The organism is Kitasatospora sp. NBC_01560 (assembly GCF_045208415.1).
Taxonomy (GTDB): Bacteria; Actinomycetota; Actinomycetes; order Streptomycetales; family Streptomycetaceae; genus Kitasatospora.
On the sequence record NZ_CP109364.1, the window covers coordinates 6309068 to 6325000 of the forward strand.

A 15933-nucleotide genomic window follows, 5' to 3' on the forward strand; every position below is an offset into this window, starting at 1 on the left:
CGCCCGCTAGGCCGACGGCAGCCAGCCCGTCTGGACCATCTGCCCGCTGGTGACCCGGCGCGAGACGTACACCCCGCGGCCCGGCGGCAGCGGCTGCGGCTTGACCGTGCCCAGCAGCGCACCCTCGTCCTTGTTGCCGGACAGGATCACGCCCTGGCCGCCCAGCTCGCGCATCCGCTGCATCACCGGCTCGTACAGCGAGCGGCCGGCGCCGCCCGCACTGCGCGCGATGATCATGCGCAGGCCGATGTCCCGCGCGAACGGCAGGAACTCGGCCAGCGGCGAGAGCGGGTTGCCCGAGCTGGTCGCCACCAGCTCGTAGTCGTCCACGATCACGAACATGTCCTTGCCGCTGTACCAGCTGCGGTTGCGCAGTTGCTCGGCGGTCACGTCCGGGCCCGGCAGACGCCGCGAGCAGGCCCCGCGGAGCATCTCCACGATGCTCGTCATGGCCGGCTGCGCGGCCGCGTACTCCACCAGGTACTCCTGCGGCACCGTGCCGAGCAGGGCCCGCCGGTAGTCGCCGACCACGATGCCGGCCTGGTCCGGGGTGTAACGCTCGGTGATCTGCTTGATCAGCATCCGCAGCGTCGCCGACTTACCGGACTCGGTGTCGCCGAAGACGATGAACAGCGGGTCGGTCTCGAAGTTGACGAACGCCGGAGCCAGCTCCAGCTCGTCCACGCCGAACGCGATGCCGCGGTCCGGGTACTCGAAGCCCTTCGGCAGCGCGAACCCGTCCAGCACCGCCGGCAGCATCCGGACCTGCGGGGCACGCGGGCCCGACCAGGCCGCGGCGACCGCCGAGACCAGCCCGGCCACGCCCGCCTGGAGGTCGTCCACCGCGTGCGAGCCGTCCAGCCGCGGCAGGCCGGTCAGGAAGTGCAGCCCGCCCGCCGTGACACCGCGGCCCGGGACGGCCGGCACGTGCTGCGCGATCCGGCGGTCCACCTCGGACTCCATCGCGTCACCGAGCTTCATCTCGGTGCGGTTCTGCAGCAGGTCCTTCAGCGCCGGACGGACCTCCGCGTAGCGGGCCGCGGTGATGATCAGGTGGACGCCGTAGCCGAGACCGCGCTGGGCGATGTCCCCGATCACCCCCTCCAGCATCTCGTAGTCCTGCTTGAAGGTGTTCCAGCCGTCGACGACCAGGAACACGTCGCCGAACTGCTCGTCCGGCAGCTGCCCGGCGGCCCGGCGGGCCCGGTACGTGCCGATCGAGTCGATCCCGGTCGAGCGGAACAGCTCCTCGCGCCGGTTCAGCACCCCGTGCACCTCGGCGACCATCCGGCGCACCTTCTCGGCGTCCAGCCGGCCGGCCACCCCGCCGACGTGCGGCAGGTCCTGCAGCGACTGGAACCCGCCACCGCCGAAGTCCAGCAGGTAGAACTGCGTCTCCAGCGGGGTGTGGGTGACGGCGAACGAGGCCACCAGGGTGCGCATCAGCGTCGACTTGCCGGACCGCGGCCCACCGACGACCAGACCGTGACCGGCCGCGCCCGAGTAGTCCTGCTCCAGCACGTCGCGCTTCTGCTCGCGCGGCTTGTCGACGATGCCCACCGGCACCCGCAGCCGGCCCAGCGCCCCGTACGCGGGCGAGGTCAGGCCGCGTTCCGCCGTCGCCTGGAGCGGCGGCGGCAGCAGCTGGTCCACGCTCGGGGCCTCGTCCAGCGGCGGCAGCCAGACCTGGTGAGCGGCCGGGCCCTGGCCCGCCATCCGCTGCACGAACACGTCCAGCACGGTGTCGACCAGCGCGTCGTCCTGCTCCTCGACCTCCGGCTCCACCTCCTGCACCTCCGGCTCCTGCACCGGCACCTCGGCGGCGGTGAACACCACCGGCAGCGCCGTCACCAGCCGGCCGCCGGCCGAGCGCTGCTGCCCCGGGGCCCGGTACGGCCCGGAGACGTACGCGGCCTTGAACCGGTCCATCACGTCGGTGCCGAACTTCAGGTAGCCGACACCCGGCACCGGCGGCAGGTGGTACGCGTCCGGCACGCCGATCGCCGCCCGGGACTCCGCCGCCGAGAAGGTGCGCAGACCGATCCGGTACGAGAGGTAGGTGTCCAGACCGCGCAGCTTGCCCTCCTCCAGGCGCTGCGAGGCGAGCAGCAGGTGCACACCCAGCGAACGGCCGATCCGGCCGATCTGGATGAACATGTCGATGAAGTCCGGCTTCGCGGTGAGCAGCTCGGAGAACTCGTCGATGATCAGCACCAGCGACGGCAGCGGGTCCAGCGCCGCACCGGCGGCGCGGGCCCGCTCGTACTCGTTCAGGTTGGCGTAGTTGCCGGCCGAGCGCAGCAGCTCCTGCCGGCGGTTCATCTCGCCCTCGATCGCGTCGCGCATGCGGTCGACCAGGGTGAGCTCGCCCTCCAGGTTGGTGATCACCGCGGAGGTGTGCGGCATGTCCGCCATGCCGGCGAAGGTCGCACCACCCTTGAAGTCGGCCAGGACGAAGTTCAGCGTCTCCGAGGAGTGCGTCATCGCCAGGCCCAGCACCAGGGTGCGCAGCAGCTCCGACTTGCCGGAGCCGGTCGCGCCGACGCACAGGCCGTGCGGGCCCATGCCCTCCAGCGCGGCCTCCTTGAGGTCCAGGTAGACGTGCTCGCCGCCCGCCCCGAGCCCGATCGGCACCCGCAGCTTCTCGTGCTGCGCCCGCGGCCGCCAGCTGCGCGACACCTCGAAGGAGCCCGGGTCGCCCGAGTTCATCAGCTCGGTGAAGTCCAGGTTCGACAGCAGCGGCTCGTCGTCGCCGCCGGCCGAGATCCGGTACGGCGCCAACTGCCGGGCCAGCGCCTCGGACTGCCAGGTGGACAGGGTGTCCGGCGTGCCGTTGTAGGTCGCGCCCGAGGCCGAGCGGAGCACCAGCTTCTCCGGCGTCACCGTGACGACCAGGTGGCCGGTCGGCTCGTCCAGGTCGCCCGGGACCACCTCGATGATGGTCACCCCGTGCACGCCCTCGGGGCCGGCCAGCAGCGAGTCGTGCGGCACCGCGGCGCCGTCCATGATCACGATGAGGTGCGGCTGGTCCCCCGAGGGCGCCGCGTCCCGCACGAACCGCTGCCGGCCCGCCAGTTCGTCCTGGAGCAGGTGCTCCAGCTCACCGAGCCCGGTGGCGATCAGCCGGCGCGAACCCGCGCCGTCGTTCTCCTTGCGGTGCTGGTTGTGCGGGAGCCACTTCGTCCACTCCCACTCCTCCACCGCGCCCGGCGCCGCCGCCACCGTCACCAGCAGGTCGTCCGGCGAGTGCAGCGTCGTCAACTGAGCGATCATCGCCCGCACGTTGCCGTACACGGTGTCCGGATCCCCGCACACCGTGATGTGGTAGAAGGCGCGCAGCGAGACCGCCAGCGGCAGGTCCTGCAGCGTGCCGTGGGCCTTCAGGAAGGTCTGCATCGCCGCCGCGGACAACGGCTCCAGCTCGTCCATCGGCGCCGTCTGCGGCGCCACCAGCGGCGTCGACAGCTGCACCGGCCCGCGGCCGACCCGGATCTGCGCGAAGTCGGCGTCCCCGGTGCGGCGCTCCCAGAGCCGGCGGCCCTCCGCGACGATCGACCAGAGCTGGTCCGGCTCCGGGTTCAGGAACAGCTGCGCACCGCGCTGGCGCTCCGCCGTCCGCCGCACCTGGCGCCGCATCTGCTGCAGGTACTTGAGGTAGTCGCGCCGCTCGTCGGCGGTCGCGGTCGACCCGCCCCGGCGCGCCTTCACGATCTGGGCCAGGGCCATGCCGACCGTCGAGACGATCATCAGGCCACCCATGATCTTCATCGGGGCCTGTGCGCCGGGCGAGAAGAAGAAGACCGCCGACCCGCCCATGCCGAGCATCGGCAGGAGGCTCATCATCCAGTCGTCGCCGCCCGACCTCGGCAGCTCCGGCGGCGTCACCAGCTCCACCGGCTCCTCCGGCACGGCAGGCGGATAGGCCCGTGCCGGACGCTTGACCGTCACCACACTCATGCGCCCACCTCGTTCGGCCCGGCGGTCGCCCCGCGAGTCACGCACCCACCGGTGCTTCGCCCACTCATGCGCCCACCCCACGGCCTCGAACGGCTCGCTCGATCACTTCGGCATCAGCCCTCACGCAACTGGATTCGTACGGGTGAGGGCGCCCCGTGTGACGCCGCCCCCGCTCCGCCGACCGCAGGCACCCGGGGAGGAGCGCGGCCCCTGCCCCCGTCGCCTTGCGCAGGGGCCGATCCTACTGGGAGGGCCCGCCGACCGTACCGGCCCACCCCACGGGGACCTGCGCGGAGCCGGGCACGAACGGAGCGGGTAGGGTAACGCCGCGCCAACTCAGGGCCGGATCGAGCCAGTTCCGCCCGGCCCTGCACCCGCGCAGCAGTCAGATCGACCGCCGCCCGGACCGGCGGCCCGTCAACAAGGGGGAGCGCGTAGTGCGTCGAGCGATGAGCGTCAGCGAGGTGCGGACATGAGCACCTCCACCACGACCGGCTTCTGCCGGGTCACCGTCGTCGCGCCGGACAGCCGGATCGACGTCGCCCTGCCCGAGGACGTCCCGCTCGCGGACGTCTACCCCGAGGTGCTGCGCCTCTCCGGCCAGACCCAGCCCGACGGCGCCCCGACCGGGTTCCACCTGGTCCGCCGCGACGGCACCGTGCTCGACAGCGGGCTGCCGCTCGCCGCCCAGCAGGTCCGTGACGGCGACCTCCTCAGCCTGCGCCCCTTCGCCGAGTCGCTGCCGCCGGCCGTCTACGACGACGTGGCCGACGCCATCGCCACCGCCGTCGAGGCCGACCGCCGGTTCTGGAGCCCCGAGCTGATGCGGGCCTTCGGCCTGATCGGCGCCGGCGTCCTGCTCACCCTGCTCGGCTTCGCGCTCTGGTTCTCCGACCTGCGCCACGACATGCACGGCCTGCCCGGCGTCCTGTCCGGCGTCGTCGCCGTCGTGCTCACCGCCCTGGCCGGCGTCCGCGCCCGGGTCTACCAGGACTCCTGGGCCGCCCTCGCGCTCGGCCTCGGCGCCCTCCCGCACGCCCTGATCGGCGGCAGCGGCATCATCGCCCCCGCCCACCAGTGGGACGGCCCGGGCCGGCTCCAGTTCCTCACCGGCTGCGTCGCCGTCCTGATCGTCGCCGTCCTGCTCGTCGGCCTGCTGCCCGAGAAGGACTCGCTGTTCGTCGCCGCGGCCTTCCTGGCCGCCGCCGGCGCGCTCGCCACCTTCGCCGCCGTCCTGCTGCCCGGCACCCCGGCCGGCCACATCGCCGCCGTCACCGGCGTCGCCGCCGTCGCCGTGATCGGCTTCCTGCCCGGCCTCTCCGCCCGCTTCGCCCGGCTGCCCGTCGGCTTCAGCGCCCCCGGCCAGACCCGTACCCGCAGCCGGGACTACGACGAGGAGGCCGGCCGCGCCGAGGCCGTCCAGTACGAGCGGATCGCCCACCAGGCCCGCCGCGGCCACGAGGTGCTGGTCGGCCTGGTCGGCGGCTGCGCCGCGGTGATCGTCGGCGCCTGCGCCGTGCTCGGCTTCACCGACCAGGTCTTCCCCGAGCTGCTCGCGCTGACCGTCGGGATCGCCACCATGCTGCGCGCCCGGCTGTTCCGCTACACCGCGCAGGTCTTCAGCCTCACCATCGCCGGCCTGCTCGGCCTGTCGCTGCTGATCGTCGGCCTCTCGCTGCACACCCCGCTGTTCATCCTCAAGGCCGGCAGCTCCACCGACGTCGACCTGCGGACGATCTGGCTGGCCGCCTCGATCGCCTTCGGCGCCGCGATCCTCACCGCGATCGCCCTGGTGGTGCCCCGGCTCGGCGTCTCCCCGTTCTGGGGGCGGATCCTGGACCTCGTCGACAGCCTGACCCTGATCGCACTCGTCCCGCTGGCACTGGCCGTGCTCGACATCTACAGCCTGGTCCGCGGCGCCACCGGCTGACCGGCCGCCCCCCGGCGGGCCGGCCGCAGTGCGTACCGGCCCACCGGCCGGTCCGTCCGGGCGGCACTGGTACGCTTGCCTTTCGAGTGCACCAGTGTGTCCGCCCAGCAGGGTCGAAGACCGCCGGCCGCACTCAGTCACGACACCGAGTTCTCATCGAGTCCTGTGCCGTAGACCAGGACCGGCTCGGTATCACCCCGAAGGAGTTGCAGTGGCTCTCGCCTCTGACGTCAAGAAGCAGATCTTCGCCGAGTTCGGCCAGAAGGAGGGCGACACCGGCTCCCCCGAGGTCCAGGTCGCCATGCTCTCGCGCCGTATCTCGGACCTGACCGAGCACCTCAAGATCCACAAGCACGACCACCACTCGCGTCGTGGCCTGCTCATCCTGGTCGGCCAGCGCCGCCGGCTGCTGCAGTACCTGGCCAAGAAGGACATCGAGCGTTTCCGTACGCTCGTCGACCGCCTGGGCATCCGCCGCGGTGCCGCCGGTGGCGCCCGCTAAGACCGCCGCTCGGGGCGGCTCCCCACACCGGGGAGCCGCCCCTCGCGCGTATGCCGCGGCCGACGGCCCGCGGCGCCCCGGGGGCACCAGCAGCACATAACAACTCGCGCGCACCTCCCCGGGTGCCCGAGGATTGCACCGTAGGGTTGTGGGAAATGCCGGTGATGGCGCTGTCGCGCGCCACCCGGACAGAAAGACCCCGACCCCCGCGGGACGAAGGCTTCAAACGGAAGCCGCCCGCATCCGAGAGAGCGTCCAGACGCGGACCGACCGACCAGGCCCGGCAGCCGAGAGGCGCCGGTCCTCGGTAGTGGCCGCCGGAAGCCCCGCAGACCGAGCGGGGCGCACCGGAGGCTTCGATCGAAGACCGGCCCGACTGCCCCCCTCCGAGAAGGAGGGCCCGGGGCCACCGGAAGGCGATGCGCGGGGACGCTCTCCCGGAGACGTACGAAAGAGGAGATCTTCCAGGTGGAAGAGAACGTGTTCTACGCCGAGGCCGTGATCGACAACGGTTCCTTCGGCACCCGTACCATCCGCTTCGAGACCGGCCGGCTGGCCCGTCAGGCCGCCGGCTCCGCCGTGGCCTACCTGGACGACGACACCATGGTGCTGTCGGCCACCAGCGCCTCCAAGCAGCCGAAGGAGCACTTCGACTTCTTCCCGCTGACGGTGGACGTCGAGGAGCGGATGTACGCCGCGGGCCGCATCCCCGGCTCGTTCTTCCGTCGCGAGGGCCGGCCCTCCGAGGACGCCGTCCTCACCTGCCGCCTGATCGACCGCCCGCTGCGCCCGTCCTTCGTCAAGGGCCTGCGCAACGAGATCCAGGTCGTCGTCACCGTGATGGCGCTCAACCCGGACCACCTGTACGACGTGGTGGCCATCAACGCCGCCTCGGCGTCCACCCAGCTGGCCGGCCTGCCGTTCTCCGGCCCGATCGGCGGCGTCCGCGTCGCGCTGATCAAGGGCCAGTGGGTGGCGTTCCCGACCCACAGCGAGCTCGAGGACGCCGTCTTCGACATGGTCGTGGCCGGCCGCACGCTGCCGGACGGCGACGTCGCGATCATGATGGTCGAGGCCGAGGCCACCGCCAAGACCATCAAGCTGGTCGAGGGCGGCGCCGAGGCGCCGACCGAGGACGTCGTCGCCGCCGGTCTGGACGCCGCGAAGCCGTTCATCAAGGTGCTCTGCGCCGCGCAGTCCCAGCTGGCCGCCCAGGCCGCCAAGCCCACCGGCGAGTTCCCGGTCTTCCTGGACTACCAGGACGATGTGTTCGCCGCCCTGACCAACGCGGTCAAGGGCGAGCTGGCCCAGGCGCTCACCATCCCGGGCAAGCAGGAGCGCAACAACGAGCTGGACCGCGTCAAGGCGATCGCCGCCGAGAAGCTCCTGCCGGAGTTCGAGGGTCGCGAGAAGGAGATCAGCGCCGCGTACAACGCGCTGACCAAGAAGGTCGTGCGCGAGCGCGTCATCAAGGACAAGGTCCGCATCGACGGCCGCGGTGTCACCGACATCCGCACCCTGGCCGCCGAGGTCGAGGCCATCCCGCGCGTCCACGGCTCGGCCCTGTTCGAGCGCGGCGAGACCCAGATCCTGGGTGTCACCACGCTGAACATGCTGCGCATGGAGCAGCAGCTCGACACGCTCTCCCCGGAGACGCGTCGCCGCTACATGCACAACTACAACTTCCCGCCGTACTCGGTCGGCGAGACCGGCCGCGTGGGCTCGCCCAAGCGCCGCGAGATCGGCCACGGCGCGCTGGCGGAGCGGGCGATCATCCCCGTGCTGCCGACCCGCGAGGAGTTCCCCTACGCGATCCGCCAGGTCTCCGAGGCGCTCAGCTCCAACGGCTCCACCTCGATGGGCTCGGTCTGCGCCTCGACCATGTCGCTGCTGAACGCCGGTGTGCCGCTGAAGGCCGCCGTCGCCGGTATCGCCATGGGCCTGATCTCGCAGGAGATCGACGGTGAGACCCACTACGTCGCGCTGACCGACATCCTGGGTGCCGAGGACGCGTACGGCGACATGGACTTCAAGGTCGCCGGTACCCGCAACTTCATCACCGCGCTGCAGCTGGACACCAAGCTCAACGGCATCCCGGCGTCGGTGCTGGCCGCCGCGCTGAAGCAGGCCAAGGACGCGCGTCTGCACATCCTCGACGTGATGAACGAGGCCATCGACGCGCCCGACGAGATGTCGCCGAACGCGCCGCGCATCATCACGATCAAGATCCCGGTGGACAAGATCGGTGAGGTCATCGGCCCCAAGGGCAAGATGATCAACCAGATCCAGGAGGACACCGGCGCGGACATCACCATCGAGGACGACGGCACCATCTACATCGGTGCGGTCGACGGTCCCTCGGCGGAGGCTGCCCGTACGACGATCAACCAGATCGCCAACCCGACCATGCCGGAGGTCGGCGAGCGCTACCTGGGCACCGTGGTGAAGACCACGACGTTCGGCGCGTTCGTCTCGCTCATGCCGGGCAAGGACGGCCTGCTGCACATCTCGCAGATCCGCAAGCTGGCCGGTGGCAAGCGCGTCGAGAACGTCGAGGACGTTCTCGGCGTCGGCGCCAAGGTCCAGGTCGAGATCGCCGAGATCGACCCGCGCGGCAAGCTCTCCCTCATCCCGGTCGTCGAGGGCGAGGAGGGCGGCGAGGCCGCTTCCGAGTGAAGCGCCGCTAGCCTCCCCATTCAATAAACGCGGTCGCGGCCCGCACGCCCCCGTCGGCGTGCGGGCCGCACCCCGTTGTTCCCCATGCTTTCTACGGAGGTACCCCCGTGGCCCAGGCCTCGGCGGCGAAGCAGCGCCCCGGCTCCACCCGGACCCTGCTCAAGGGCGTGGACGGCGCCGGCACGGTGCGCCGCACCGTCCTCCCCGGCGGCCTGCGGGTCGTCACCGAGACCCTGCCGACGGTGCGCTCCGCGACCTTCGGCATCTGGGTCGGTGTCGGCTCGCGGGACGAGACCCCGCAGCTCAACGGGGCCACCCACTACCTGGAGCACCTGCTCTTCAAGGGCACCGAGCGGCGCAGCGCGCTGGACATCTCGGCGGCCCTGGACGCGGTCGGCGGAGAGATGAACGCCTTCACCGCGAAGGAGAACACCTGCTACTACGCCCGCGTGCTCGACACCGACCTGCCGCTGGCCATCGACGTGGTCTGCGACATGCTCACCGGCTCGCTGATCCGCCCGGAGGACGTCGAGGCCGAACGCGGCGTCATCCTGGAAGAGATGGCGATGGCGGAGGACGACCCGGGCGACGTCGTGCACGACCTCTTCGCCAAGGTGATCTACGGCAGCGGCCCGCTCGGCCGCCCGATCCTCGGCACCCAGGAGACCGTCCAGGCCCTCACCCGGGACCAGATCGCCAACTTCTTCCACCGCCGCTACAAGCCGGAGCACCTGGTGGTGGCCGCGGCGGGCAACCTCGACCACCGCAAGGTCGTCCAGCAGGTCCAGCGGGCCTTCGCGCCGCTGCTGGCGAAGTCGGACGCCGAACCCGCCGCGGCCCGCCGCGGCACCAAGGCGCTGCGGACCGCCGGCCGGGTCGAGGTGCTCAACCGCTCCACCGAGCAGGCCCACCTGGTCCTCGGTGTGCCCGGGGTGCCCCGGCACGACGAGCGCCGCTGGGCGATGGGCGTGCTCAACGCGGCCCTCGGCGGCGGGATGAGCTCCCGGCTGTTCCAGGAGGTGCGCGAGAAGCGCGGCCTGGCCTACTCGGTGTACTCGTACTCCTCCTCGTACGCGGACAGCGGCCTGTTCGGCATCTACGCCGGCTGCCAGCCCAAGCGGGTCGAGGAGGTGCTGCGGATCTGCCGCGACGAGCTCGCCAAGGTGGTCGCCGACGGCATCACCGAGGAGGAGCTGCGCCGGGCGATCGGCCAGATCTCCGGGTCCACCGTGCTCGGCATGGAGGACACCGGCTCGCTGATGAACCGGATCGGCAAGGCCGAACTCAGCTACGGCCACCACCTCTCGGTGGACGACATGCTCGCGAAGATCGCGGCCGTGACGCTGGAGGACGTCCACGCGGTGGCCCGGGACGTACTGGGCGCGTACCGGCCGTCGCTGGCGCTGATCGGCCCGATCAACGACAAGCGGGCCGCCAGGCTCGCCGACCTGCTGGTCTGAAGGGACTTCTCGCTATGACGCTGCGTGTCGCCGTGATCGGCGCCAAGGGCCGGATCGGCTCCGAGGCGGTCAAGGCCGTCGAGGCCGCCCCGGACATGGAGCTCGTCGCCACGCTGGGCCGCGGCTCCGATCTGGAGGAGCTGACCCGGGCCGGCGCCCAGGTCGCCGTCGAGCTCACGCATCCGGACTCCGTGATGCAGAACCTCGACTTCTGCGTCCACCACGGCATCCACGTGGTCACCGGGACGACCGGCTGGAACGACGCCCGGCTGGGCGAGCTGGAGCACTGGCTGTACCCGGCCGAGGCCACCGGCCGGCCGCCGCTGCCCGTCGGCGTCCTGATCGCGCCGAACTTCTCGCTCGGCGCCGTGCTGGGCATGAAGTTCGCGCAGACCGCGGCCCGGTACTTCGAGTCGGTCGAGGTCGTCGAGCTGCACCACGACCGCAAGGCGGACGCCCCCAGCGGCACCGCCACCCGGACGGCACAGCTGATCGCCGCCGCCCGGGCCGAGGCCGGCCGCCCGCCGCAGCAGGATCCGACCACGCACAGCCTGCCCGGTGCCCGCGGCGCCGACGTGGACGGCGTGCCGGTGCACGCCGTCCGGCTGCGGGGCCTCCTGGCACACCAGCAGGTGATGTTCGGTGACACCGGCGAGACCCTCACCATCCGGCACGACTCGCTGCACCACAGCAGCTTCATGCCCGGCATCCTGCTCGGCGTCCGCAAGGTCGTGGAGAACCACGGGCTCACCGTGGGCCTCGAAAACTTCCTGGACCTGTGAGCAACGGATGACCTCCCGTACCGGTTTCTTCGTCCTCTCCGGCGTCCTGCTGCTGGTGGCCCTGGTCTGCGTGGGCGAGGGCGTCCAGCTGATCGCCACCGGCAAGCCGCTCGGCATCGGCATGGGGCTCTGCGCCTTCGTGATCCCGCTGATCGGCGTCTGGTTCCTGCGCCAGACCGTCCGCTTCGGCCGGGCCGGTGAGCGGCTCGCCCGCGAGCTGGAGGCCGAGGGCGGCCTGCCGGTCGACGAGCTCCGGCGCACCGCCGGCGGGCGGATCGACCGGGCCTCGGCCGACGAGGTGTTCGCCCGCCGCAAGGCGGAGGCCGAGGAGGCGCCCGGCGACTGGCGGGTGTTCTTCCGCCTCGCGGTGGCGTACGCCGACGCCGGCGACACCCCGCGGGCCCGCAGGACGATGCAGCACGCGATCCGGCTGCACGGCACGACCGGCGGCACCGGCGGCACCGGCACACGTACGACCAGCAGCACCGAATCCGCAAGGAGTAATGCGTGACCGACGAAACGACGGCCCCTCAGTTCCGCAGCGATGTGACAGTGGAGCTGGTCCGCAGCGCCGCCGCCGACTCGGACGTCATCTGGGCGGCCCGGGTCTCGACGGCGGGGGAGCAGTCCCTGGAGGCGCTCCAGCAGGATCCGGAGAAGTCCACGGGCCTGATCAACTACCTGATGCGGGACCGGCACGGCACGCCGTTCGAGCACAACTCGATGACCTTCTTCATCAGCGCGCCGATCTTCGTCTTCCGCGAATTCCACCGCCACCGCAGCGGATGGTGCCTGGCGGGTGACACCGAGGTCACCCTTCAGGGCAAGGACGGTTCGCTCAAGCGGCGGACCATTGCGGAGCTGTACCGGCTGTGGCACGTCGGCGTGGAGGACCGGGTACCGGCCACCAAGGGTGGCGTGACCTGGCACAAGAAGTCCGAGAAGTGGCGGGCCCAGGTCAAGCACCGGGGCGAGGTGCACCACCTCGGCCTGCACACGAGCCGGGAGGCGGCCGAGGCGGCCGTCGAGGAGTTCCGCGCGTCGCACCCGAGCAAGCGCACGAGGAAGCTCGACTCCGTCCGGCGCAACCACGTGCGCTGCTTCGACGAGCGGACGCTGCTGGCGGGTCGCGCGCAGATCGTCGATGTGATGGAGTCCGGCGTCAAGCGGCTCGTCCGGTTGACGACGGCGGGCGGCAAGCAGCTGCGGTGCAGCAAGGACCACGCGATCCTCACCCCCGACGGGTGGCGCAAGGCGGGGGAGCTGGCCGTCGGCGACGCGGTGATGGTCGGCGGTACCGACACCCGGCCGTCGGAGGCGCTCGTGCCGCCGAGTCTGCGCCGGGGAATCGGCGTCTGGACCTCGATGCAGCGCAACCGGCTGATCGACGAGCTGGACGTCTGCTACCTGTGCTCGCGCACCTTCCCGCGCGAGGCGCTCGAACTGGACCACGTCGTGCCGGTCGCACTGGACCTCGGCAAGGCCCTCGACGAGCAGAATCTGGCACCGGCCTGCACGGACTGCCACGCGGCGAAGAGCGCGGACGAGCAGTCCCTGGCCAAGCGGGGCGGGAAGGTCGCGCTGGCCAAGGCGGACCTGATCACGGCCGTTGTCGACGACGGCGAGGAGATGACCTACGACCTCGCCGTCGAAGGGCCCTGGCACAACTTCCTCGCCAACGGCGTCGTCGTCCACAACTCCTACAACGAGGAGTCCGGCCGCTACCGCGAGCTGCAGCCGGTCTTCTACGTGCCGGGTGAGGACCGCAAGCTGGTGCAGCAGGGCCGTCCGGGCCGGTACGAGTTCGTCGACGGCACGCCGGAGCAGCACGAGACCGTCACCGGCGCGATGGAGGCGGCCTACCGCGAGGCGTACACCCGGTACCAGGAGATGCTGGCGGCCGGCGTCGCCCGCGAGGTGGCCCGGGCCGTGCTGCCGGTGGGCCTCTTCTCCTCGATGTACGCGACCTGCAACGCGCGCTCGCTGATGCACTTCCTGTCGCTGCGGACCAAGAAGGAGAACGCCGCCGTGCCGTCCTTCCCGCAGCGCGAGATCGAGATGGTCGCCGAGCAGATGGAGGAGCAGTGGGCCCGGCTCATGCCGCTCACCCGTGCGGCCTTCGAGAAGCACGGCCGGGTCGCCCCCTGACCTGGGGTGATAGGCATATGGGCGGCTAGGCTGGCATGTCTGGATTGCGGCTTTTCCGCCCGCTCCCTACGCTCGTGACACGGATTCCGGTGCTGCTTGAACCCCCGAGCATGCAGCACCGGAATCCCATGTTCCGGCCGCCCCGCGCGCCGCATCTCCTGCTACACCTGTCCGAACCCTGGACCGGCCTGGGTACCGCCCCACCGTCTACGAGTAGCTTTGGACGCATGGCTCCGACCTCCACGCCCCAGACGCCTTTCGGCCGGGTCCTGACCGCGATGGTGACGCCGTTCACCGCAGACGGCGGGCTCGACCTCGATGGCGCCCAGCGCCTCGCCGCGCACCTTGTCGACTCCGGCAACGACGGCCTCGTCGTCAACGGCACCACCGGCGAGTCCCCGACCACCAGCGACGCCGAGAAGGCGGAGCTCGTCCGCGCCGTGGTGGAGGCGGTCGGGGACCGCGCCCACGTGGTGGCCGGCGTCGGCACCAACGACACGCACCACAGCGCCGAGCTGGCCCGCCAGGCCGAGGCCGCCGGAGCGCACGGCCTGCTGGTCGTCACGCCGTACTACAGCAAGCCCCCGCAGGAGGGCCTGTACCGGCACACCACGCACATCGCCGACGCCACCGGCCTGCCGGTCATGCTCTACGACATCCCCGGCCGCAGCGGCGTCGCACTGAGCCACGAGACGTTGGTACGGCTCGGCGAGCACCCGCGGATCGTCGCCAACAAGGACGCGAAGGGCGACCTCGGCGCCGCCGCCTGGGCGATCGCCCGCGCCGACCTGGCCTGGTACTCCGGGGACGACATCCTCAACCTGCCGCTACTGTCCATCGGGGCGGTCGGCGTCGTCAGCGTGGTCGGGCACGTCGTCGCCGGCGAACTGCGCAGCATGATCGAGGCGCACCTCGGCGGCGATGTGGCCAAGGCCACGGCGATCCACCAGAGTCTGCTGCCGGTCTTCAGCGGTATGTTCCGCACGCAGGGTGTCATCCTCAGCAAGGCCGCGCTGGAGCTCAAGGGGCTCCCGGCCGGCCCGCTCCGGCTGCCACTGATCGGCGCGACTCCCGAGGAGATCGCGCAATTGAAGAAGGATCTCGCCGCAGGCGGGGTACACCTGTAGCAGACACAGACGTGCGCGCCCCGGCTCGCCGGGCCTCCCCGAGGTCCGCCGCTGGACCGGACGAAGGCGCGAGAGCACCGACCCAGTAGGAAACCGACACTGAGTACGCACGCCATATGTCTCTTGGGGGAGGACCCCAGGCATATGGCGTGCGTCGTGAGGAGAGTCTTTTGAGCCACCCGCATCCCGAACTCGGCGCACCCCCGGCCCTGAAGGAGGGCGCCCTCCGCATCACTCCGCTCGGCGGTCTCGGCGAGATCGGTCGCAACATGACGGTTCTCGAATACGGGGACCGCATGCTGATCATCGACTGCGGTGTCCTCTTCCCCGAGGACGAGCAGCCCGGCGTGGACCTGATCCTGCCGGACTTCAGTTACATCCGGGACCGCCTCGACAAGATCGACGGCATCGTCCTGACCCACGGGCACGAGGACCACATCGGTGCCGTCCCGTTCCTGCTCCGGGAGAACCCGGACATCCCGCTGATCGGTTCGAAGCTCACCCTCGCCCTGATCGAGGCCAAGCTCGCCGAGCACCGCATCCGCCCGTACGTGCTGGAGGTCAAGGAGGGCGACCGCGAGCGGATCGGCCCCTTCGACTGCCAGTTCATCGCGGTCAACCACTCCATCCCGGACGCGCTGGCCGTCGCCGTGCGCACGAAGGCCGGCATGGTCGTCGCCACCGGTGACTTCAAGATGGACCAGCTGCCGCTCGACGGCCGGCTGACCGACCTCCCGGCCTTCGCCAAGCTGGCCGAGGAGGGCATGGACCTGCTGCTGGTGGACTCCACCAACGCCGAGGTCCCCGGCTTCATCCCGTCCGAGCGGGACATCTCGGCCGCGCTGCGCAACGTCTTCGCGAGCGCCGAGAAGCGCATCATCGTGGCCTCCTTCGCGAGCCACGTGCACCGGATCCAGCAGGTGCTGGACGCCGCGCACGAGCACAAGCGCAAGGTCGCCTTCGTCGGCCGCTCGATGGTCCGCAACATGGGCATCGCGCGCGACCTCGGGTACCTGAAGGTCCCCGGCAACATGGTCGTCGACGTCAAGCAGCTGGACGACCTGCCGGACAAGGACGTCGTCCTGATCTGTACCGGTTCGCAGGGCGAGCCGATGGCCGCGCTGTCCCGGATGGCCAACCGTGACCACCAGATCCGCATCGTCGAGGGCGACACCGTCGTCCTCGCCTCCTCGCTGATCCCCGGCAACGAGACCGCCATCTACCGGGTGATCAACGGCCTGACCCGCTGGGGCGCCAAGGTCGTGCACAAGGGCAACGCCAAGGTGCACGTCTCCGGCCACGCCTCGGCCGGTGAGCTGCTGTACTTCTTCAACATCTGCAAGCCGCGCAA

10 protein-coding genes and 1 pseudogene (1 of these 11 running past the window's edge) are annotated in these 15933 nt (G+C 71.2%); 10 read left to right on the forward strand and 1 reads right to left on the reverse strand.

What is annotated here, in order from left to right; translation table 11 throughout:
* Positions 1–6: 6 nt before the first annotated feature.
* Positions 7–3957, reverse strand: a complete 3951-nt coding sequence (eccCa, locus tag OH807_RS27495; protein ID WP_406203738.1) for a type VII secretion protein EccCa — start codon at positions 3955–3957, stop codon at positions 7–9.
* A 472-nt stretch (positions 3958–4429) separates the two neighbouring features.
* Between eccCa and eccD the strand changes: the two genes are divergently transcribed.
* The 10 genes and pseudogenes from eccD to OH807_RS27545 all read left to right on the forward strand — a co-directional run.
* On the forward strand, positions 4430–5887 hold the full coding sequence (gene eccD, locus OH807_RS27500; RefSeq protein WP_406203741.1) for a type VII secretion integral membrane protein EccD: 1458 nt from the start codon (positions 4430–4432) through the stop codon (positions 5885–5887).
* Positions 5888–6098: 211 nt separating this feature from the next.
* A complete protein-coding gene (gene rpsO, locus OH807_RS27505; RefSeq protein ID WP_401044788.1) occupies positions 6099–6389 on the forward strand; it encodes a 30S ribosomal protein S15 in 291 nt (96 codons plus the stop codon).
* A 468-nt stretch (positions 6390–6857) separates the two neighbouring features.
* Positions 6858–9065: a polyribonucleotide nucleotidyltransferase gene (locus OH807_RS27510; protein ID WP_406203745.1), complete on the forward strand. Its 2208-nt coding sequence runs from the start codon at positions 6858–6860 to the stop codon at positions 9063–9065.
* Positions 9066–9172: 107 nt separating this feature from the next.
* Complete coding sequence (locus OH807_RS27515; RefSeq protein WP_406203748.1) at positions 9173–10525, forward strand: M16 family metallopeptidase; 1353 nt, start codon at positions 9173–9175, stop codon at positions 10523–10525.
* 14 nt (positions 10526–10539) lie between these two features.
* Positions 10540–11307, forward strand: a complete 768-nt coding sequence (gene dapB / locus OH807_RS27520) for a 4-hydroxy-tetrahydrodipicolinate reductase (RefSeq protein ID WP_406203750.1) — start codon at positions 10540–10542, stop codon at positions 11305–11307.
* A 7-nt stretch (positions 11308–11314) separates the two neighbouring features.
* Positions 11315–11818 (forward strand): hypothetical protein, encoded by a 504-nt coding sequence (locus OH807_RS27525; RefSeq protein ID WP_406203753.1) that lies wholly within the window; start codon positions 11315–11317, stop codon positions 11816–11818.
* Positions 11815–12096: pseudogene (locus OH807_RS27530) on the forward strand (FAD-dependent thymidylate synthase); the annotation flags it as partial. The gene OH807_RS27525 and the pseudogene OH807_RS27530, both read left to right, overlap by 4 nt.
* A 303-nt stretch (positions 12097–12399) precedes the next feature.
* Positions 12400–13455, forward strand: a complete 1056-nt coding sequence (thyX, locus tag OH807_RS27535) for an FAD-dependent thymidylate synthase (protein ID WP_406211225.1) — start codon at positions 12400–12402, stop codon at positions 13453–13455.
* A gap of 227 nt (positions 13456–13682) precedes the next feature.
* Positions 13683–14582 (forward strand): 4-hydroxy-tetrahydrodipicolinate synthase, encoded by a 900-nt coding sequence (gene dapA, locus OH807_RS27540; protein ID WP_406203756.1) that lies wholly within the window; start codon positions 13683–13685, stop codon positions 14580–14582.
* A gap of 170 nt (positions 14583–14752) precedes the next feature.
* Positions 14753–15933: the 5' portion of a ribonuclease J gene (locus tag OH807_RS27545; protein WP_406203759.1), read on the forward strand. 505 nt of this gene lie beyond the right edge of the window; only the first 1181 of its 1686 coding nucleotides appear in the window; it begins with the start codon at positions 14753–14755; its stop codon lies beyond the right edge, outside the window.

Excerpts from the sequence above, each read along its gene's own strand:
- dapA (WP_406203756.1), top strand. The coding sequence starts at position 13,683 with ATGGCTCCGACCTCCACGCCCCAGACGCCTTTCGGCCGGGTCCTGACC.
- dapB (WP_406203750.1), top strand. The coding sequence starts at position 10,540 with ATGACGCTGCGTGTCGCCGTGATCGGCGCCAAGGGCCGGATCGGCTCC.
- OH807_RS27525 (WP_406203753.1), top strand. The coding sequence starts at position 11,315 with ATGACCTCCCGTACCGGTTTCTTCGTCCTCTCCGGCGTCCTGCTGCTG.
- eccCa (WP_406203738.1), bottom strand. The coding sequence starts at position 3,957 with ATGAGTGTGGTGACGGTCAAGCGTCCGGCACGGGCCTATCCGCCTGCC.
- eccD (WP_406203741.1), top strand. The coding sequence starts at position 4,430 with ATGAGCACCTCCACCACGACCGGCTTCTGCCGGGTCACCGTCGTCGCG.